This window comes from Bradyrhizobium sp. BR13661, from assembly GCF_029892425.1.
Taxonomy (GTDB): domain Bacteria; phylum Pseudomonadota; class Alphaproteobacteria; order Rhizobiales; family Xanthobacteraceae; genus Bradyrhizobium.
In genome coordinates, this window is the sequence record NZ_JARXWB010000002.1 from 1 (window position 1) to 19,304 (window position 19,304).

Below are 19,304 nucleotides of genomic sequence, written 5' to 3' on the forward strand. Positions count from 1 at the left end.
GCCCTGGGTTTGGGTTCGGGCGCCCGGTTTTTTGTTTTTTGCCCCCCCCCCCGGGGGGGGGGGGGGGCGGCGGGGGGGGGGGGGGGGGGGGGGGGCCATCTCTCCACTCGGGCACTGTTTGCGTGGAGAGATCACCCCACCCCGCTGCGCATTTCGCTTCGCTCAATGCCCAGCGACCTACGGGCGAGCTACGCTCGTCCCGGACCCCTCCAGGGGAGGGTAAGAACAAAAATGTCCCTCGACCTGCACTTCATCCTAATCCTCCTCTTGCGCATGGCGATCTCCGCGGCATTCGTCGTGTCGGCGTCGATCATTACCGAACGCTCCGGCCCGGTGATCGGCGCGCTGGTGGCGACGCTGCCGATCTCGGCGGGGCCTTCCTATGTCTTCCTCGCGATCGACCACGACGCGGACTTCATCGCGCAAGGCGCGCTGTCCAGTCTGCCGATCAACGCTGCGACGATCTTGATGGCTCTCACCTACGTCGTGCTGGCACAGCGGCGCAGCTTTGCCGTGAGTGTCGGAAGTGCGGTGGCGGTGTGGATCGTGCTGGCATCCATCATCCGTCTGTCCGACTGGACCCTGATGGCCGGGCTTGCCGTCAATCTGGTCGCCTTCGCTATCTGCATTCCGCTGCTCGCGAAGTATCGCCGTGTGAAGATGCCGCTGGTGACGCGCCGCTGGTACGATATTCCGTTCCGCGCTTCATTGGTGGCGACGCTCGTTGCAATCGTGGTCTCAACCTCCGGCTGGGTCGGCCCGCGCGTCTCCGGCGTGATCGCGCTCTATCCGATCGTCTTCACCAGCATGATGATCATCCTGCATCCGCGCATCGGCGGCCCGCCGACCGCGGCCGTGCTCGCGAACTCCGCCTGGGGCCTGCTCGGATTCGGAATGGCGATTGCGGTGATGCACGTTGCAGTCGTGGAATTTGGATCGGTGGTTGGCCTTTGTCTCGCGCTTGCAACCTGCGTGACGTGGAACTTGACGCTGTGGTGGAATGGACGCCGAAGACAGCGCATTGAAGCGTAAGCATTCCGCTCGGATTTTTTGCGGGCATCGGTCGGTAGTTCTGCGGTGTCCAGCCGCGCAATTCCGATAGCGTCGTTAATTTAATCTTTGCGCCTTGGCCGTAAATGTACTCGTCGGTTGTTGAGGCGGCCCACGTTGAATGCGGGCCCTGCAGTCCACCAAACCCGAGTGACGGGCGAGACGAATTGTTCGAGCGTGAGAGCTGCGCTGCCTGCGTCACCCGAAACCATTTCTCATCGAGGAGACATTAGGATGTTCGGTCGCAAGTCCCAGAGTGATGCACAGGCGCGGCTCGATGCCATTGGTCGCTCGCAGGCGATGATCGAATTCAACCTTGATGGAACCATCATCACGGCCAACAAGAATTTTCTCGATGCCCTCGGCTATCGGCTCGACGAGATCCAGGGCAAGCATCACTCCATGTTCGTGCCGGCCGACCAGCGCGACAGCGCCGAGTACAAGGCGTTCTGGGCCGCGTTGAACCGTGGCGAGTATCAGGCGCGCGAGTTCAAGCGAATCGCGAAGGACGGCCACGAGATCTGGATCGAAGCCTCCTACAATCCGGTGCTCGACGGCAACGGCAAGGCGGTGATGGTCGCCAAGATCGCGACCGACATCACCGAGAAGAAGATCCGGAGCATGGCGGAGGCTTCGAAGATCGCCGCCAGCAGCCGTGCCCAGGCCGTGATCGAGTTCAAGCTCGACGGCACCATCGTCTCCGCCAACGAGAATTTCTGCAAGGCGCTCGGCTATTCGCTCGCCGAGATCCAGGGCAAGCATCACAGCATGTTCGTCGCGCCCGCCGAGCGTGACGGCGCTGCCTATCGCGAGTTCTGGGCGAAGCTCAACCGCGGTGAGTACCAGGCCGGCGAGTTCAAGCGGATCGGCAAGGGCGGCCGCGAGGTCTGGATTCTCGCTTCCTACAATCCGATGCTCGACGAGAACGGCAAGCCGTTCGGCGTCGTCAAATTTGCAACGGACATTACCGCGGAAAAGCTGAAGAACGCCGACCTCGCCGGCCAACTTGCGGCGATCGACAAGGCCCAGGCCGTGATCGAGTTCAACATGGACGGCACGATCATCACCGCCAACGAGAATTTCTGCAAGACGCTCGGCTATTCGCTGGCCGAGATCAAGGGCAAGCATCACAGCATGTTCGTCGAGCCGAGCGAGCGCGACGGCGCGGGCTATCGCGAGTTCTGGGCTGCGCTCAATCGCGGTCAGTACCAGGCTGCGGAATACAAGCGCATCGGCAAGGGCGGCAAGGAAGTCTACATCCAGGCCTCCTACAACCCGATCCTCGATCTCAACGGCAAGCCGTTCAAGGTCGTGAAATACGCCACCGACACCACCAAGCAGGTGCTGGTCCGCATGGGCAACGAGCGTGTCCGCGGCATGATGGAATCGGTTGCCGCCGGCTCGGAGGAGCTCAATGCCTCGGTGCGGGAGATTTCGGAAGCCATGACCAAGTCGCGCGAGACCGCGATGAGCGCGGTGGATCAGGTTTCCTCCGCCGACGCGCAGGCCCAGCGCCTCACCGAAGCCGCGCAGGCCATGAGCGGCATCGTCGAGTTGATCAACAATATCACCGGGCAGATCAACCTGCTGGCGCTCAACGCCACGATCGAATCGGCGCGCGCGGGTGAAGCCGGTCGCGGTTTTGCCGTGGTGGCGTCCGAAGTGAAGAGCCTCGCCAACCAGGCCAAGCAGGCCACCGACAAGATCGGTGCGGAGATCGGCAGCCTCAACGGTATCTCCGGCGACGTCGTCACCGCCCTGGCTTCGATCAAGACGGCCATCAACAACGTCAGCGAATACGTGACGTCGACAGCCGCCGCGATCGAGGAGCAAAGCACGGTGACGAACGAGATGTCGACCAGCATGCAGCGCGCCGCCGCGGAAGCGGCGGCGATCGCAGCGAGGGCGTAAGCGGCGCCGTCACTGCTTCGGCAGCTTGGCCTTCAGCGCATAGAGTACATCGAGCGCTTCGCGCGGCGACATCTCGTCCGGATGGAGCGCCTTCACGGCCTCCATCAGCAGTTCGGCCTCGGTCGGCGGCGCGGCTTCGGCGGCGGCGCGTGAGGGGACGGCGAAAAGCGGGAGATCGTCGGCAAGCGCGCGGGCGGTCTGGCCGCGGTCCTGGGCTTCGAGTTTTGCAAGCACGGACTTCGCTCGGGTGATGACGGCCGGCGGAAGACCTGCGAGCTTGGCGACCTGGATGCCGTAGGAGCGGTCGGCCGAGCCGGGCAGCACCTCGTGCAGGAACACGACGTTGCCCTGCCATTCCTTGACGCGCACCGTCGCGTTGAACATGCGCGGCAGCTTGGCCGAGAGCGCGGTCAGCTCGTGATAATGCGTGGCGAACAGCGTGCGGCAGCGATTACTCTCGTGCAGATGCTCGATCGCGGCCCAGGCGATCGAGAGGCCGTCGAAGGTCGCGGTGCCGCGGCCGATTTCGTCAAGGATGACAAGCGCGCGCTCGCCGGCCTGATTGAGGATCGCCGCCGTCTCGACCATCTCCACCATGAAGGTGGAGCGGCCGCGGGCGAGATCGTCGGCGGCGCCGACGCGCGAGAACAGGCGGTCGATGATGCCGATCCGCGCGCGTGTCGCCGGCACGAAACTTCCGATTTGAGCAAGAAGGGCAATCAGCGCGTTCTGGCGCAGGAAGGTCGATTTACCGGCCATGTTGGGACCGGTGAGCAACCAGAGCTGGCCGGACTTCTGCGCCGGGCTCGGCGAAAGGTCGCAGGCGTTCGCAATGAACGGCTCGCCGTTGCGCTTCAAGGCCTGCTCGACCACGGGATGGCGACCGGCCTCGATCGCAAAGCCGAGCGAGGCGTCGACCTCGGGCCGCACGTAATTCTCGTCGACCGCAAGTTTGGCCAATGACGTTGCAACATCGAGCAGGGCAAAGCCCTGCGCAGCCGCGCGCAGATCGTCGCTGATCTCGAGTGCCTTGGCACAGAGCCGCTCGAAGATTTCGAGCTCGAGCCCAAGCGCGCGGTCGCCGGCATTGGCGATCTTGGCTTCGATCTCCCCCAACTCCGACGTCGTGAAGCGCACCTGGCCCGCCAGCGTCTGGCGATGAATGAAGGTCGCATTCAATGGCGCCGACATCAGCTTGTCGCCGTGCTGCGCGGTGACCTCGACGAAATAGCCGAGCACGTTGTTGTGCCGGATCTTCAGGCCCTTGACGGAGGTCGCGTCGGCGTAGCGCGCCTGCATCGAGGCGACGACGAGACGCGAGGCGTCGCGCAGGTTTCGCGCTTCGTCGAGCGCCGGCTCGTAGCCGGCGCGAACGAAGCCGCCGTCGCGCTTGATCAGCGGCAGCTGCTCGTCGAGCGCGCTGGCGAATTCGGCGGCCAGCTCGCGCGAAGGGCGCTGCAGGGCCGCCATCACCGCCGCGATCTCCTGCGGCGGCTGGTCGAGCTCGGACAACCGCGCCAGCACCTGATCCGCGGCAAGGATGCCGTCGCGCAAGCCGGCGAGGTCGCGCGGGCCGCCGCGCCCGACGGAAAGACGGGCGAGTGCGCGCGACATGTCCGGCGCACCGCGTAGGATGCTGCGGATGTCCTCGCGCGTGGCTGAATCCGCGACAAAGGCGCTGACGGCATCGAGCCGCCGCGCGATCGCGGGCGCATCGGTCAAGGGCGCGGCGAGCCGTTGTGCCAGCAGGCGCGAGCCGGCCGAGGTCACGGTGCAGTCGATGGCATCGAGCAGCGAGCCGCGGCGTTCGCCTGCGAGCGTCCGCGTCAGCTCGAGATTGGCGCGCGTGGCCGGATCGATCGCCATGGTCGCGCCGGAGGCTTCGCGCGCGGGCGGCGACAGCGGCGGATGCTTGCCGACCTGGGTGCGGTCGACATAGGTGACGGCGGCGGCCGCCGCTGTGGCCTCGAGACGCGAGAGCTGCGCCAGCCCGTCCATGGTCGCGACGGCGAAGTAGTCGCAGAGCCGCTTCTCGGCGGTGGCGCCGTCGAAGACGTCGCGGGTCACCGGCGTCACCGCCGGCAGCTCGCGCAAGGTCTGTCCGAGCTCGTTATCGCCATAGAGCGCGTCGGTGACGATCGCCTCGTTCGGGTTGATGCGCGCCAAGGTCGCGGCGAGCTCGCCGCCAGAGCATTCCGTCACGGTGAATTCGGCGGTCGAGATGTCGATCCAGGCAAGCCCGAAGCGATCGCCGCCCGCGGACGAGCGCGCCCGCGCAATCGCCAGCAGATAATTGTTGGCGCGGGCGTCCAACAGCGTGTCTTCGGTCAGTGTCCCCGGCGTCACCAGCCGCACCACGCCGCGGCGCACCACGCTCTTGTTGCCGCGCGCTTTCGCAGCTGCAGGATCCTCGGTCTGCTCGCACACCGCGACCCGGTGGCCGGCCGAGATCAGGCGATGCAGATAATCTTCGGAACGCTCCACCGGCACGCCGCACATCGGGATGTCGTTGCCCTGATGCTTGCCGCGCTTGGTCAGGACGATGCCGAGCGTCTTCGAGGCGATCTCGGCGTCCTCGAAGAACAGCTCGTAGAAATCGCCCATCCGGTAGAACAGCAGCAAGCCCTGATGCGCTGCCTTGATCTCCAGGTACTGTTCCATCATCGGCGTCACGCGCGCGGCGGCTTCCGCTTGCGGCGCGGGTGCTTCGTCGGGGGGCGGGACGGATATCGGCCGTTGCATCGTCATGGGCGGCGCAACCTACAAAATTTCGCCTCCCGCTCCTATCGCTTTGGCCGGTTTTCCACGCCGTCATTCCGGGGCGCCCGAAGGGCGAGCCCGGAATCCATCGGGCCGCAAATCGCGTGGATGAATGGATTCCGGGTTCGCGCCCAGTGGCGCGCCCCGGAATGACAGCCCCCGCGAAACCGTCAATTGACCTGCCGCGGGCGCCCTCCTAAAACTCCGCCGACATTGAAGAATTTTCGCCGGACCGCGGCATTCAGGGAGAACAACGATGCGTGACGTCTTTATCTGCGATGCCGTGCGGACCCCGATCGGGCGTTTCGGCGGCTCGCTCGCCAAGGTGCGCGCCGACGACCTCGCAGCCGCTCCCATCAAGGCGCTGATGGCCAAGCACCCCGGGCTCGACTGGGCGCAGGTGGATGAAGTCTTCTTCGGCTGCGCCAACCAGGCCGGCGAGGACAACCGTAACGTCGCGCGCATGGCACTGCTGCTGGCGGGCCTTCCGGATTCGGTTCCCGGCCAGACCCTGAACCGGCTCTGCGCTTCCGGCCTCGATGCGGTCGGCGCGGCCGGTCGTGCCATCCGCTCCGGCGAGATCGAGCTTGCGATCGCGGGCGGCGTCGAATCCATGACCCGCGCGCCCTTCGTGATGGGCAAGGCGGCGGAAGCCTTCTCTCGCTCGGCTGAAATCTTCGACACCACGATCGGCTGGCGCTTCATCAATCCGCTCTTGAAGGCGCAGTACGGCGTCGACGCGATGCCGGAGACTGGCGAGAACGTCGCCGAGGAATTCCAGGTCTCGCGCGCCGACCAGGACGCCTTCGCCATCCGCTCGCAGCAGCGCGCCGGTGCGGCGATCGTGTCCGGCTATTTCGCCGAGGAAATCACCCCGATCACCATCCCCGGCGGCAAGGCCGGCCCGATCACGATCGACAAGGACGAGCATCCGCGCCCCGAGACCACGCTGGAAGGCTTGGCAAAACTGAAGCCGATCGTGCGCAACCCCGGCACCGTCACTGCGGGCAACGCCTCGGGCGTCAATGACGGCGCCGCCGCGATGATCCTCGCGTCCGAAGCTGCCGTGAAGAAGCACGGCCTGACGCCGCGTGCCCGCATCCTTGGCCTGGCCTCGGCCGGCGTGCCGCCGCGCATCATGGGCATCGGCCCGGTGCCGGCGACCCGCAAGCTGATGGAGCGGCTGGGCAAGAAGATCACTGACTTTGACCTGATCGAGCTGAACGAAGCCTTCGCCTCGCAGGGCATCGCCTGCATGCGTCAGCTCGGCGTCGCCGACGATGCCGATTTCGTCAATCCGCATGGCGGCGCCATCGCGCTCGGCCATCCGCTCGGCATGAGCGGTGCCCGTCTCGCGCTCACCGCCGTCCACGGCATGGAGAAGCGCGGTGGCAAGCTCGCGCTCGCCACCATGTGCGTCGGCGTCGGCCAGGGCGTCGCCGTTGCGATCGAAAAGGTGAATTAAGCTCTCTCCTCTCCCTCTCCCCGCTTGCGGGGAGAGGCGAAGAGTCCGGTGGTTGGGAGACGCGCATGATCATCGAACGCGAGCAGGACGTCACGGCCGCCGCCCTGGCGGTGATGGAGCGGACGTCCGATCCGCGGATGCGGCAGATCATGGTCTCGCTGGTCAAGCACCTGCACGGCTTCGTCCGTGACGTCAGGCTGACCGAGAAGGAATTCCGCGACGCCACTTCTGTCATCGCCGAGCTCGGCAAGCTGACCACCGACACGCACAACGAAGTCGTGCTGATGGCCGGCTCGCTCGGCGTCTCGTCGCTGGTCTGCCTGCTCAACAACGGCGATCAGGGCAATACCGAGACCGATCAGTCGCTGCTCGGGCCGTTCTGGCGGCTGAATTCGCCGCGCGTGGAGAATGGCGGATCGATCGTCCGTTCCGAGACCCCGGGCGCACCGCTGTTCGTGAGCGGTCGCGTCGTCGACAAGGACGGCCGCCCTGTCGCCGGCGCAGAGGTCGATGTCTGGCACGCCTCGCCGGTTGGTCTCTACGAGAACCAGGATCCTGACCAGGCCGACATGAATTTGCGCGGCAAGTTCACGACCGATGCCGACGGGCGCTTCGCCTTCCGCTCGGTGATGATGGTGGGCTATCCCATTCCGACCAACGGCGTGGTCGGCCGCCTGCTGGAGGCGCAAAGCCGCCATCCCTATCGCCCCGCGCATCTGCACGCCCTGATCTTCAAGCCCGGTTTCAAGGTGCTGATCTCGCAGGTCTACGATCCCAACGACCCCCACATCGACAGCGACGTGCAGTTCGGCGTGACGCAGGCGCTGATCGGCAAGTTCGTGCGCCACGAGACGCCGCATCCGTCCGCGCGAGACGTCTCTGCGCCCTGGTATTCGCTCGACCACACCTACCGGCTCGAGGCGGGGGAAGCCGTGCTGCCGCGTGCCCCGATCAAATAGGACTGGCGGCCCAAATGGGGGTGCGGGAAGGGCGCTAAACCCGCTTCCCTAGATTAGTTATATTCTATAATGATTGGCGCAAATGTTGACCGGCCAGCCCGAAAATGGCCGGGGAGGAGTTCGCCAATGACTTTCATCTATCCCACCGGCAGCAACAAGGCGCACCCGCTGCCGTTGTCGCCCGAATACAAGAGCTCGATCAAGCGCGCGCCGAACAAGCCGTTGATCCCGATGCGCCACACGCTGTCGGAACTGACGGGCCCGGTCTATGGCCACGAGACCGTCCGCGACGGCGACAATGACCTCACCACCCAGCATAAGGGCGAGCCGCTCGGCGAACGCATCATCGTGCACGGCCATGTCCGTGACGAGGACGGCCGCGGCGTCGCCAACACGCTGGTCGAGATCTGGCAGGCCAATGCCTGCGGCCGCTACGTCCATGTCCGCGACCAGCATCCGGCGCCGCTCGATCCCAACTTCACCGGCGCGGGCCGCACCGTGAGCGATGCTGCCGGCTACTATCGTTTCGTCAGCATCAAGCCCGGCGCCTATCCGTGGGGCAATCACCACAATGCCTGGCGCCCCGCGCACATTCATCTGTCGGTGTTCGGCCATTCCTTCGTCAGCCGCCTGGTGACGCAGATGTATTTCCCGGGCGATCCGCTGTTCCCGTTCGATCCGATCTTCAACTCGGTGCCGGACGAAAAGGCGCGGATGCGCATGGTCTCGTCGTTCGACCTGGAGAACACCAAGCCCGAATGGGCGCTGTGCTACCGCTTCGACATCGTGCTGCGCGGCCAGAACGCCACCCCCATGGAGAACCACTAACGTGCAGGATTCTGTGAAGCCCGATGGGATCACGCCGTCGCAGACGGTCGGCCCGTTCTTCAAATACGGCCTGACACCGACAGGCGAATATGCCTGGAACGACGCCTTCACCAACTCGACGCTGACGCCAGACGTCTCCGGCGATCGCGTCCGCATCGAGGGCCGGGTGCTCGACGGCGACGGCGCCACCGTGCCCGACGCCATGCTGGAGATCTGGCAGGCCGATGCGCAGGGTCGCTACGCCGATCCGCAGGACAAGCGCGCGCTGCCGAACGCCAGCTTCCGCGGCTTCGCCCGCTGCGGCACCGACAAGGACGGCAATTATTCCTTCGACACCATCAAGCCGGGCGCAGTGCCGGATCCCGATGGCAAGCCGCAGGCGCCGCATATCGTGCTGGCGGTATTCGCGCGCGGCATGTTGCGGCATCTCTATACCCGCATCTATTTCAGCGACGAGGCCGGCAACGCCGCCGATCCCGTGCTGGCGCTGGTGCCCGCCGACCGCCGCGCCACGCTGACCGCGGTGCGCGAGGCCGGCAAGGCCGTCTACAAGCTCGACCTGCGCTTGCAGGGCGACAATGAGACGGTGTTCTTCGACGTGTGAAGCGACACCTCAATTTTTTCCGTTGCAATGCCCGGGGCTGCCCGGGCATTTCCTTTTGAAATGATGCAATGCGCGTGATGCGAATTATCGTTCCTCCTCCGGTCTCTTACGGAGGCTCTTGTTGCAGAATTTCGATAGCTCCATTTAGTGTCCGTTGACTTCATAGGACTATCCATGGGGATCGTACAGATTGCGGGCGTCCTCCATGAAAATGCGTTTGTCGATCTCTTCGGCCATCGTTGCGTTTGGCCTTCTCCTGGTGCTGGGTTTCTCGGCGGTGCTGGCGACCAGCGTCTACGCGTTGCGCGAGCTGAAGGTCGGCGGGCCGCTGTATTCCGACATCAAGCTGGGTAACGATCTCGTCGCCGACATTCTGCCGCCTCCGGCCTACGTGCTCGAAGCCTATCTGGTCGCAACCCTGGCAATGCGGGAGCCGGACCAACTGACCGCTCACGGCGAGCGCCTGGTGCAGCTCCGGAAGGACTATGAAGATCGCAAGGCATTCTGGAGCGCGTCCAGCCTGGCCGCAGATCTGAAGGCCGCGCTGGTTTCCAAATCGGATGTCGAGGTTCAGAAGTTCTGGAAGTTGGTATTCGATCAGCTCATGCCGGCCCTCTCGGGCAAGGACACGGCGTCGGCCGAGCGGGCTTACGCGCAGTTGAAGGACACTTACACGGCCCATCGCGGCATCATCGACGGCATCGTCGAGGGGGCCAACAAGCAGAACGCCGACATGGAAAAGCTCGCCGCCGAGCGCGACGCCTTCATTTCCTATGTCGTGTGGGGCGTTTCCGCCGTCGTGCTTGCCCTGATCGTCGGCGGTATCGGATTCGTCGCTTTCGGGGTGGTGCGCCCGATCGTTCGAATGACCGGCGCGATGCAGAAGCTCGCGACAGGAGATCTCTCTGCGGACGTACCTTATGCGACGCGCCGCGACGAAGTGGGCTCGATGGCCAGCGCGCTGGCCGTGTTCAAGCAGGGCGCGCTCGACAATGCGCGGCTGCGCGAGGAGCAGGTTCGCAACGAGGAACAGGCAAACGGGGCGAAGCGCAAGGCACTGCTGGACATGGCTGCCACCGTGGAGCGCGAAACCGGTGCATCGGTCGAGACGGCCACCGGCGCGACCGAGGGTGTGGAGCGTGCGGCCACCAATCTCTCGGATATCGCGCGTGATTTGTCGATGGAATCGCAAGGCGTCGCCGCGGCCTCCGAGCAGGCCCTTGCGAGCGCAGATACCGTCTCCGCCGCGGCAGAAGAGCTGACGGCATCGATTCGCGAGATTTCAGGACAATTGGCGCGCGCAAGCCAGGTCACTGCGTCGGCGGTTGCCGGTCGCGAGCAGGCGCGGACGACCATTCAGGCCCTGTCGGGGTCCGTGAAGAAGATCGCCGAAGTCTCCGATCTGATCGGAGGCATAGCCGGCCAGACCAATTTGCTTGCCTTGAACGCAACGATCGAGGCCGCCCGCGCGGGCGAGGCCGGTCGTGGCTTCGCGGTGGTGGCGGCCGAGGTCAAATCCTTGTCCAACCAGACGGCCAAATCGACCGAAGAGATTGCCCGGCTGATCGCGGAGATTCAGCAATCGACGCAGGCCGCTGTCGATGCGGTAGAGGAGATGGGCGGCCAAATCGCCGAGATTGACGGCGTCGCGACTTCGGTTGCCGCGGCCATGGAGCAGCAGGATGCTGCGACACGGGAGATCGCGCGGTCGATCCAGGAGTCGGCCTCCGCGGCCAAGCAAGTGTCCACCAAGATCGCCCGCGTCAGCCAGGACGCCGATTCCGTCAACGCGCGCGCGGCCGAGATGCGCGACGCGATCTCCGGCGTGTCCTCGAACCTGTCGTCGTTGCAATCGGTGCTCGTTCGCACCGTGCGCAGTTCGGCGGCGGAGGTCGATCGTCGTCTCGGCAAGCGCTATCCGACCGATCTGGAAGTGACTGTCACGGACAGCCGGCAAGCGATGCACGCGACAGCTTTGGTCGACCTTTCAGAAGGTGGTGCCTGGATCCGCTGCGCGCCCCAGCTCGGCCTCAACGAGACCGGCGTGCTGCGTATCAAGGGATTTGCATCGGCGCTCCCCTTCACCGTGCGGACTCTCGATGGTGAAGCCGCGCACGTCGCCTTTACCCTTGGAGACGCTCAAAGGGCAGAGCTCGGCCGCTACATCGCTCGGAATCTTGAAGAAGAAACGGCGGCGGCCTGAGGACTGCCGCAACAGGCGCATCTGTCGCTGGTGTCCGCGATTGTGATCGTGCAGTATTGTGCGACACGGGGGCATCGTGGTCATGACGAATCCGCAACTTCTGGCGGTCAGTGAGCCCAGCTATCTTACCGCCGCGTTGCGCAAGGCGGGTGCGCTGGACGCCGGCGCCGTGCGTGAGGTGAAGGTGCTGGATGAACGCGACACCTTGGTGTCGCACATCACCCGGCTCGGTCTGCGCTATGTCGGCGAGTCCACCGGTTCGCCGCAGACCCTGATCCTCAAGACGCCGCACGCCGATTTTGCCAAGACGCTCGCGCAGGGCGGTCGGCACGAGGTGACCTTCTATACGAAGCTTGCACCGAAAATGCCTCGGGGACTGGTGCCGCGCTGCTTCGACGGGCGTTCTGAGGACGAGAGCGGGGCGTGGCATCTCCTGCTCGAAGACCTCACCGATAGTCATGAGCTCGCGACCGTGCCGACGCTGCCGCCGTCGCGCGATCAGTCGATGGCTATCGTCACGACCCTGGCGCGCATGCATGCGGCGTGGTGGAATCATCCCGATCTCGGCGAGACCGTCGGCACCTGGGCCAGCCCCGAGGACAGCGCGGCGCGCATGGAGACCTTTGCCGGTCATTACGATCGCTTTGCCGATGAGCTCGGCGACCGCCTGAGTGAGGAGCGGCGTATCCTCTACCGCCGCCTGATCGAGCAGTCGGAGCGGTTATCCCAGCGCTACCATTCGCGCCGCCATGTCACCATCGTTCACGGCGATGCGCATACCTGGAATTTCCTGCTGCCGCGGGCCGGCGTCGCGGACACCGTGCGCATCTTCGATTTCGAGCTGTGGGGCATCAATGTCCCCACCAACGACCTCGCCTATATGATGGCGATCCAATGGTATCCCGAGCGCCGGCAGGCGCTCGAGCGGGCATTGCTCAACCGCTATTATGAAACGCTGCTTGCACACGGTGTCGCCGGCTACACACGCGGCGCGCTTGACCAGGATTATCGCTGGTCGGTGCTCTGGCACATCACCAAGCCGGTCTGGCAATGGGCCATCAACCTCCCGCCGGGGATTTGGTGGAACAATCTGGAGCGCGTGATGATGGCGGTCGAGGATCTCGGCTGCGAGGAGTTGTTGTAGCGGGTCTGGTGTCCCGGGCGCGGTGCAGCGTGTAACGCTGCGCCGCAGAACCGGGACCCAGTATGCCGCGGCATGGGCCCCGGCTCTGCAGCGCATCACTTGCGTGCTGCGCCGCGTCCGGGGCACGAGATCGCGCGGCTACTCCATCACCGCATGTTCCGGCCCGGCCGCCTGCTTGCGCAGCGTGGCCTTGGTCGAGCCGATCATCAGCGCCAGCGGAATGGTGCAGAGAATGAAGAACATCACCAGCTGGTAGTCGTGCGCGAAGGCGATGATCTGCGACTGCACGCTGACCATGCGGTCGGCCATGGCGCGGCCGGCATCGGTGGAGAGATTGATCATGCCGCGCACATCAGGCATCTGGAGCGCCTGATTGAACGGGTTGATGTGCTCCGAGAGGATCGCATAGGTCTTGCGCGTGCCCTGGGTCAGCTGGGCGATCACGATGGAGATGCCGACCGAGCTTGCGACGTTGCGCAGGAGCGTCAGCATCGAAGTGCCGTCGGTGCGCAGATGGTTCGGCAGCGTCAGGAACGACACCGTCGACAGCGGCACGAAGACGAGACCGAAGCCAAAACCCTGGATCACGCTGACGATGACGATCTCCGGCACCTGGGTCTGGTCGGTCCAGCCGGTCATCTGGAACAGCGAGGCCGCCGTCAGCGTCAGGCCGCAGATGATCAGCGTGCGCGCCTCGATGTACTTCATGATGCGGCCGACCATCATCATGGCGAAGAAGGTGCCAAAGCCTCGGCTGGCGAGCAGGCCGCCGGCGGTCATGATGGGATAGCCGATCACGTTCTGAAGGTAGGGCGAGGCCAGCGCCATGGTCGAATACAGCACGAGGCCCATCACCGTCATGAAGATGCAGCCGGTGAGGAAGTTGCGGTCGCGGAACAGCGCGAACTGGATGAACGGTTTTGAGGTCGTGAACGAGTGCGCAAAGAAGTAGTAGAACGCGATCCCTGAGATGATGAACTCGGTCACGATCTCGACCGATTCGAACCAGTCGAGCTGCTCGCCGCGGTCGAGCGCGAGCTGAAGCGCGCCGATCGCGATGGCCAGCGCGGCAAAGCCGAACCAGTCGAATTTGAGGCTGAGATTCTTGTCGGTCTCGTCCATGAAGACGGCGAGCCCGAGCACGGTGATCGCGCCGAACGGCAGGTTGACGAAGAACACCCAGTGCCAGGAATAGCTCTCGGTCAGCCAGGCGCCGAGCGAGGGGCCCATGATCGGGCCCATCATCACGCCCATGCCCCAGATCGACATCGCGGTGGCGCGTTCCTGCAGCGTGTAATAGTCGAGCATGACGGACTGCGACAGCGGCACCAGCGCCGCTCCGAACACGCCCTGCAGCAGGCGGAACAGCACCATCTGGTTGATGTCCTGCGCGAGGCCGCAGAGCACGGACGAGAAAGTGAAGCCGGCCGCGCAGATGATGAAGATGCGCTTGCGGCCGAAGCGATTCGATATCCAGCCCACCGGTGCCGTCATGATCGCGGCGGCGACGATGTAGGAGGTCAAGACCCAGTTGATCTGGTCCTGCGACGCCGACAGCGTGCCCTGCATGTAGGGCAGCGCGACGTTGGCGATGGTCGTGTCGAGCGCCTGCATGATGGTCGCCGTCATGGCGCAGATCGTCACCATGTTCCGGCGCAGGCCGGGGACCATCAGGGCGGGATTGGACTCCGCCATCGGATCAGTCCTTGTCCTGATCTTTGTCCTGGCTCGCGGTCGCCGACAGGCCGAGCAGGCCGGCGAGCGAGCGCTGGTGGCCGGTGTCGATGGTGGCATAAACGCTCATGCCGGCCTTCAGCTTCTTCACGTATTTGTCGCTCTCGTCGAAGTAGATCCTGACGGGCACGCGCTGCACGACCTTGACGAAGTTGCCGGTGGCGTTCTGCGGCGGCAGGATCGCGAATTGCGCGCCGGTGCCGGGCGAGAGCGAACCGATCTTGCCCTTGAAGACGTGGTTCGGGAACGCGTCGACCTCGAGGGTCACAGGTTGTCCTTCGGTGACGTAGGTGAGGTCGCTCTCCTTTGGATTGGCGTCGACCCAGGGATGGGTGACGTCGATGATGGAGAACACCGGCGTGCCGGCGGTGACGTAGCGGCCGAGCTGGATCTGCTCGACCTGGGTCGCGATGCCGCCCATTGAGGCCCGCACCACGGCGTGGTCGAGATTGCGTTCGGCGTTGTCGAGCTTGGACTTGGCAGAAACGTAAGGCGGGAATTTCTCCAGCGGCAGCTCGGTGTCGCCGAGCAGCTGCGTCTTGGCGGCGGAGATCTGCTGCTTGACGTATTGCGCAATCGAGCCCGACGTGACCAGCGCGTTCGAGGCGTTGTCGAGGTCGAGCTGCGAGCCAAAGCTGTTCTTGACCAGCGCCTGCTTGCGCTCGACGTCACGCTGCTTCAGGTCGACGCCCTTCTGGGCGAGATCGAGCATGTCGCCATAGATCTTGATGTTGGCGCGAAGGTTGTCATAGGTCGTCTGCGCCTGCATCAGCTGCGCCTTGGCCTCGTCCACCGCGAGGCGGAACGGCACGGGGTCGATCTCGAACAGTTCGTCGCCCTGCTTGACCAGCTGGCCTTCCCTTACCACGACCTTCTGGATCTTGCCGGAGATGTCGGGCGTCACCAGCACCTTCTGTGCGCCGACATAGGCATCGTCGGTGCCGACATAGCGGCCGCCATTGAGATAGAAGGTGACGCCGGCGATGACGGCAACGATCGGCAGCACCACCATCAGCAGGAAGCGGCGATAGCGGCGCAGGCCGGCGATGAAGCGGCGGCGCGGATCGGTGCCGGCCTTCTTGGTCGGCTTGCCGCCGTCGATCTTCTGCTCGGGCTGGAATTTGAGGACTTGTTCAGCCATAGCGCTGCTCCTTACGTGCTTGTTCCGCTCCGCTGTTCTGGATCGCGGTTCGCACGTTTTCCTTGATGGTTTCGAGTTGAGTGAGGAGACGGTGGGCGTCCGCCGGGCTGATGCCGTCGAGCGCGTTCGCCGTGAGTTCCGATTTCAGGCCGCTCATCTTGCCGAGCAGCGCGCGGCCGGCCTTCTTGAGATAGAGGCGCTTGACCCGGCGGTCGGTGGCATCGCTGCGGCGCTCGATCCAGTCGCTGTCGCAGAGCTTGTCGATCAGCCGCGTCAGCGTGATCGGCTGCATCTCCAGGAGTTCCGCGAGTTCCGACTGCTTCATGCCTTCGCTGCGCTCGACCTTGGCCAGCACCGCCCACTGCGCGCGGGTGATGCCGAAGCGCGAGGCCTCCTTGTCGGCATAGACGCGCAACAGGCGGTAGAGCTCGCCGAGCGTGAACAGGAAGTTCTGGTCGACAGACCCGCGGGTCATAAGCTTGGTCTCCAATGAGCTTGAATATAATAAGCAAGCTTATGATTATTTCACGGCGGGTTAACGCGACGCTGTCCCGCAGCAAAAGCATGGCTGACCGCCGCGGCGTCGGTCGTGCTTTGGGTTCCCCGGCCGAAATGCTAGAAGGCGGGCCGAATGACCCTCGCAACGCCGGCCTTTCCGACGCCCGACCATGATCACGGCCGCTGCACCGCGGACGCGCTGGCGCATGCGGAAGCGGTTTGCGAGGCTCGCGCGCAGAAATTCACGCCGATCCGGCGCCAGGTGCTCGGGGCCTTGCTCTCCAGCCATCGGCCGCTCGGCGCCTATGAGGTGATTGACGAACTCGCCAAATCGATGCCGCGGCCGGCACCGATCACAGTCTACCGTGCTCTCGATTTCTTGATGGCGAACGGCCTCGTGCACCGCATCGAAAGCCGCAACGCCTATCTCGCTTGCGCAGCCCATGACCACGATGCGACCTCGGCGGTCGCGTTCCTGATCTGCGAGCGCTGTGGTCTTGTCGGCGAGATCCCATCAGGATCGTTTGCCGGGGAACTCAACGCTGCGGCGCGCGCCTCAGGCTTCGCGCCAAAGCTGTCCGTGGTCGAGATCACGGGCATCTGCACCCATTGTCAGAAAACGTCTTGAAGCAACAACGGCGCAAAGCCGGGTCTCGGGAAGAAATGTCCTCACCTCAAGCCATTCCGTCCGCCGGTCGCCCCCTCAGTGCCGGCGCCATCGCACTGATGCTCATGCTGTGCCTGACCTGGGCCTTCAACCAGATCGCGGTGAAGCTGGTGCTGCCGGACATTCCGCCAATGCTGCAGGCGATGATCCGTTCAATGGGCGCGCTGCCGGTGTTGTTCCTGATCGGCACGTTTCGTGGTGTTAAGTTCTTCGAGAATGACGACACGTGGAAGCCGGGCCTGATCGCCGGGCTCATGTTCGGCATCGAATTCGTGCTGATCTTCCAGGGCCTGCGACTGACCTCGGCGTCCCGCGCCGTCGTGTTCCTCTACACGGCGCCGTTCTTCGTCGCGCTCGGCTCCTATCAGGTGCTCGGCGAGCGTCTTGGCAGCACGCAATGGCTGGGCCTCGCTGTGAGCTTTGCCGGCGTCGCTCTCGCGATCGGCGTGCCGCAGGCCAATGTCGATTCGCACGTTCTGCTCGGCGATCTCATGATCGTGCTCGGTGCATCGCTGTGGGCCGCGACCACGCTGGTGGCCAAGGGCACGCGACTGCGCTTTGCTGCGCCGGAGAAGGCACTCGGCTATCAGGTCGCGACCTCGATCCCTATCCTGGGCTGCGCCGCCTGGCTGTTCGGCGAATCCATCACCCACACCCCGTCGCCGCTGTCATTCGCCTTGATGGCCTTCCAGGCGATCTGGGTGGTCGGAACCACGTTCACGCTTTGGTTCGCGCTGGTGAAGGCCTATTCGGCCAGCAAATTGTCGGCTTTTACCTTCATCACCCCTTTGTTCGGCGTGGTGGGTAGCTATTTCATCATGCACGACACCCTAAGTCTGGCCTTCGGGGCGGCAGCCGTCCTTGTAATTGCTGGGCTTTTTCTGGTTAACCGTCCGAGCCGAGAGGCCGCGACGCCGGCGGATGCATTGCTGAACGTCACCAAAACCTGATATTTGGAGCCCATGAACAAGCTCGAAAACACCATCTATTCCGACATCGCAGGCCCGGCGCCGCGTCATCACACCACCCAGGTCAAGGTCGGCGACGTCGCCGTCGGCGGCGGTGCGCCGATCGTCGTGCAGTCGATGACCAACACCGACACTGCCGATATCGACGGCACCATCGCCCAGGTCGCAGCGCTCGCGCGCGCCGGCTCCGAGATGGTCCGCATCACCGTGGACCGCGAGGAAGCTGCTGCCGCCGTTCCGCACATTCGCGATGGCCTCGCCAAGCGTGGCATCACCACGCCGCTGATCGGCGATTTCCACTATATCGGTCACAAGCTGCTCGCGGCCTATCCGGCCTGCGCCGAGGCGCTTGCGAAGTACCGCATCAATCCCGGCAATGTCGGCTTCAAGGACAAGCGCGACACCCAGTTCGCCGACATCATCGAGATCGCGAACAAGAACAACAAGCCGGTCCGCATCGGCGCCAATTGGGGTTCGCTCGACCAGGAGCTGCTGACCAAGCTGATGGACGAGAACGCCGCGTCCGCCAATCCGCGTGACGTCCGCGCGGTGACGCGCGAGGCGATGGTGCAGTCGGCGCTGCTCTCGGCCGCGCGCGCCGAAGAGCTCGGCATGCCCAAGGATCGCATCATCCTCTCCGCAAAGGTTTCTGCGGTGCAGGATCTCATCGCGGTCTATCAGGATCTCGCCTCGCGCTCCGACTACGCCATCCATCTCGGCCTCACCGAGGCCGGCATGGGCACCAAGGGCATCGTCGCGTCCTCGGCCGCGCTCGGCATTCTCTTGCAGCAGGGCATCGGCGATACCATCCGCATCTCGCTGACGCCGGAGCCCGGCGGCGACCGCACCCGTGAAGTGCAGGTCGGCCAGGAACTGCTGCAGACCATGGGCTTCCGCACCTTCGTGCCGCTGGTCGCGGCGTGCCCCGGCTGCGGCCGCACCACCTCGACCACGTTCCAGGAGCTGGCAAGCTCGATCCAGGAATTCATCCGCGACGAGATGCCGAACTGGAAGAGCAAGTATCCCGGCGTCGAGGAGCTCAACGTCGCGGTGATGGGCTGCATCGTCAACGGCCCCGGCGAATCCAAGCACGCCAATATCGGCATCTCCTTGCCCGGCACCGGCGAAGCGCCGGCCGCGCCCGTCTTCGTCGACGGCAAGAAGTTCCGCACGCTGCGTGGTCCCACCATCTCCGCCGACTTCAAGGCGCTGGTGATCGACTACATCGACCAGCGCTACGGCCAGGGCGCCAAGGTGCCGGTGACGGCGGCGGAGTAGGTTTACTCCGCCAGCGCCCCACACTCTGCTGTCGTCCCGGCTGCGCTTACGCTTGTCCGGGACGACGATTGTGCTTGCGGTGCAGATTGCACAT

15 protein-coding genes are annotated in these 19,304 nt (G+C 64.6%); 11 read left to right on the forward strand and 4 right to left on the reverse strand.

Annotated features, from left to right (window positions below):
- Positions 1 to 231 precede the first annotated feature (231 nt).
- A complete protein-coding gene (locus M2427_RS03245) occupies positions 232 to 1,032 on the forward strand; it encodes a hypothetical protein (protein ID WP_280704711.1) in 801 nt (266 codons plus the stop codon).
- 252 nt (positions 1,033 to 1,284) lie between these two features.
- Positions 1,285 to 2,961 (forward strand): PAS domain-containing methyl-accepting chemotaxis protein, encoded by a 1,677-nt coding sequence (locus tag M2427_RS03250; RefSeq protein WP_280704712.1) that lies wholly within the window; start codon positions 1,285 to 1,287, stop codon positions 2,959 to 2,961.
- A gap of 9 nt (positions 2,962 to 2,970) precedes the next feature.
- On the opposite strand, the gene mutS is transcribed toward M2427_RS03250, so the two are convergent.
- Positions 2,971 to 5,709, reverse strand: a complete 2,739-nt coding sequence (gene mutS / locus M2427_RS03255) for a DNA mismatch repair protein MutS (protein ID WP_280704713.1) — start codon at positions 5,707 to 5,709, stop codon at positions 2,971 to 2,973.
- A gap of 268 nt (positions 5,710 to 5,977) precedes the next feature.
- Between mutS and pcaF the strand changes: the two genes are divergently transcribed.
- The 6 genes from pcaF to M2427_RS03285 all read left to right on the forward strand — a co-directional run bounded on the left by pcaF (position 5,978) and on the right by M2427_RS03285 (position 12,924).
- Positions 5,978 to 7,186, forward strand: coding sequence for a 3-oxoadipyl-CoA thiolase (gene pcaF / locus M2427_RS03260; RefSeq protein WP_280704714.1), 1,209 nt, complete (start codon positions 5,978 to 5,980; stop codon positions 7,184 to 7,186).
- A gap of 65 nt (positions 7,187 to 7,251) precedes the next feature.
- Positions 7,252 to 8,145: a dioxygenase gene (locus M2427_RS03265; protein ID WP_280704715.1), complete on the forward strand. Its 894-nt coding sequence runs from the start codon at positions 7,252 to 7,254 to the stop codon at positions 8,143 to 8,145.
- A gap of 126 nt (positions 8,146 to 8,271) precedes the next feature.
- Complete coding sequence (gene pcaH, locus M2427_RS03270; protein WP_280704717.1) at positions 8,272 to 8,973, forward strand: protocatechuate 3,4-dioxygenase subunit beta; 702 nt, start codon at positions 8,272 to 8,274, stop codon at positions 8,971 to 8,973.
- A 1-nt stretch (position 8,974) separates the two neighbouring features.
- Entirely contained in the window at positions 8,975 to 9,577 is a 603-nt protein-coding gene (pcaG, locus tag M2427_RS03275) for a protocatechuate 3,4-dioxygenase subunit alpha (protein ID WP_280704719.1), read from the forward strand.
- A gap of 205 nt (positions 9,578 to 9,782) precedes the next feature.
- The gene (locus M2427_RS03280) at positions 9,783 to 11,780 is read left to right on the forward strand and encodes a methyl-accepting chemotaxis protein (protein WP_280704720.1); all 1,998 of its coding nucleotides are present in this window, start codon (positions 9,783 to 9,785) and stop codon (positions 11,778 to 11,780) included.
- 55 nt (positions 11,781 to 11,835) lie between these two features.
- Positions 11,836 to 12,924, forward strand: coding sequence for a phosphotransferase (locus M2427_RS03285; protein WP_280705203.1), 1,089 nt, complete (start codon positions 11,836 to 11,838; stop codon positions 12,922 to 12,924).
- A 138-nt stretch (positions 12,925 to 13,062) separates the two neighbouring features.
- Here M2427_RS03285 and M2427_RS03290 read toward each other — a convergent pair whose 3' ends face one another.
- The 3 genes from M2427_RS03290 to M2427_RS03300 are packed head-to-tail and all read right to left on the reverse strand — an operon-like array spanning position 13,063 to position 16,274.
- The gene (locus M2427_RS03290) at positions 13,063 to 14,619 is read right to left on the reverse strand and encodes an MDR family MFS transporter (RefSeq protein ID WP_280704721.1); all 1,557 of its coding nucleotides are present in this window, start codon (positions 14,617 to 14,619) and stop codon (positions 13,063 to 13,065) included.
- Between the two features lie 4 nt (positions 14,620 to 14,623).
- Positions 14,624 to 15,799, reverse strand: a complete 1,176-nt coding sequence (locus tag M2427_RS03295; protein ID WP_280704722.1) for an HlyD family secretion protein — start codon at positions 15,797 to 15,799, stop codon at positions 14,624 to 14,626.
- Positions 15,792 to 16,274 carry a MarR family transcriptional regulator gene (locus M2427_RS03300; RefSeq protein WP_280704723.1) on the reverse strand — a complete coding sequence of 161 codons (483 nt, stop codon included), beginning with the start codon at positions 16,272 to 16,274 and terminating at the stop codon, positions 15,792 to 15,794. The genes M2427_RS03295 and M2427_RS03300 overlap by 8 nt, the downstream gene beginning before the upstream one ends.
- Before the next feature lie 156 nt (positions 16,275 to 16,430).
- On the opposite strand from M2427_RS03300, the gene M2427_RS03305 reads away from it, so the two are divergent.
- Genes M2427_RS03305 through ispG form a run of 3 tightly spaced genes read left to right on the forward strand, consistent with a single transcriptional unit; the run spans position 16,431 to position 19,210 of the window.
- Positions 16,431 to 16,925: a transcriptional repressor gene (locus tag M2427_RS03305; RefSeq protein WP_280704724.1), complete on the forward strand. Its 495-nt coding sequence runs from the start codon at positions 16,431 to 16,433 to the stop codon at positions 16,923 to 16,925.
- A gap of 35 nt (positions 16,926 to 16,960) precedes the next feature.
- Positions 16,961 to 17,914 (forward strand): DMT family transporter, encoded by a 954-nt coding sequence (locus M2427_RS03310; protein WP_280704725.1) that lies wholly within the window; start codon positions 16,961 to 16,963, stop codon positions 17,912 to 17,914.
- Positions 17,915 to 17,926: 12 nt separating this feature from the next.
- Positions 17,927 to 19,210 carry a flavodoxin-dependent (E)-4-hydroxy-3-methylbut-2-enyl-diphosphate synthase gene (ispG, locus tag M2427_RS03315; RefSeq protein ID WP_280704726.1) on the forward strand — a complete coding sequence of 428 codons (1,284 nt, stop codon included), beginning with the start codon at positions 17,927 to 17,929 and terminating at the stop codon, positions 19,208 to 19,210.
- Positions 19,211 to 19,304 lie beyond the last annotated feature (94 nt).

Excerpts from the sequence above, each read along its gene's own strand:
- M2427_RS03245 (WP_280704711.1), top strand. The coding sequence starts at position 232 with ATGTCCCTCGACCTGCACTTCATCCTAATCCTCCTCTTGCGCATGGCG.
- M2427_RS03250 (WP_280704712.1), top strand. The coding sequence starts at position 1,285 with ATGTTCGGTCGCAAGTCCCAGAGTGATGCACAGGCGCGGCTCGATGCC.
- mutS (WP_280704713.1), bottom strand. The coding sequence starts at position 5,709 with ATGACGATGCAACGGCCGATATCCGTCCCGCCCCCCGACGAAGCACCC.
- pcaF (WP_280704714.1), top strand. The coding sequence starts at position 5,978 with ATGCGTGACGTCTTTATCTGCGATGCCGTGCGGACCCCGATCGGGCGT.
- M2427_RS03265 (WP_280704715.1), top strand. The coding sequence starts at position 7,252 with ATGATCATCGAACGCGAGCAGGACGTCACGGCCGCCGCCCTGGCGGTG.
- pcaH (WP_280704717.1), top strand. The coding sequence starts at position 8,272 with ATGACTTTCATCTATCCCACCGGCAGCAACAAGGCGCACCCGCTGCCG.
- M2427_RS03280 (WP_280704720.1), top strand. The coding sequence starts at position 9,783 with ATGAAAATGCGTTTGTCGATCTCTTCGGCCATCGTTGCGTTTGGCCTT.
- M2427_RS03290 (WP_280704721.1), bottom strand. The coding sequence starts at position 14,619 with ATGGCGGAGTCCAATCCCGCCCTGATGGTCCCCGGCCTGCGCCGGAAC.
- M2427_RS03295 (WP_280704722.1), bottom strand. The coding sequence starts at position 15,799 with ATGGCTGAACAAGTCCTCAAATTCCAGCCCGAGCAGAAGATCGACGGC.
- M2427_RS03300 (WP_280704723.1), bottom strand. The coding sequence starts at position 16,274 with ATGACCCGCGGGTCTGTCGACCAGAACTTCCTGTTCACGCTCGGCGAG.
- M2427_RS03305 (WP_280704724.1), top strand. The coding sequence starts at position 16,431 with ATGACCCTCGCAACGCCGGCCTTTCCGACGCCCGACCATGATCACGGC.
- M2427_RS03310 (WP_280704725.1), top strand. The coding sequence starts at position 16,961 with ATGTCCTCACCTCAAGCCATTCCGTCCGCCGGTCGCCCCCTCAGTGCC.
- ispG (WP_280704726.1), top strand. The coding sequence starts at position 17,927 with ATGAACAAGCTCGAAAACACCATCTATTCCGACATCGCAGGCCCGGCG.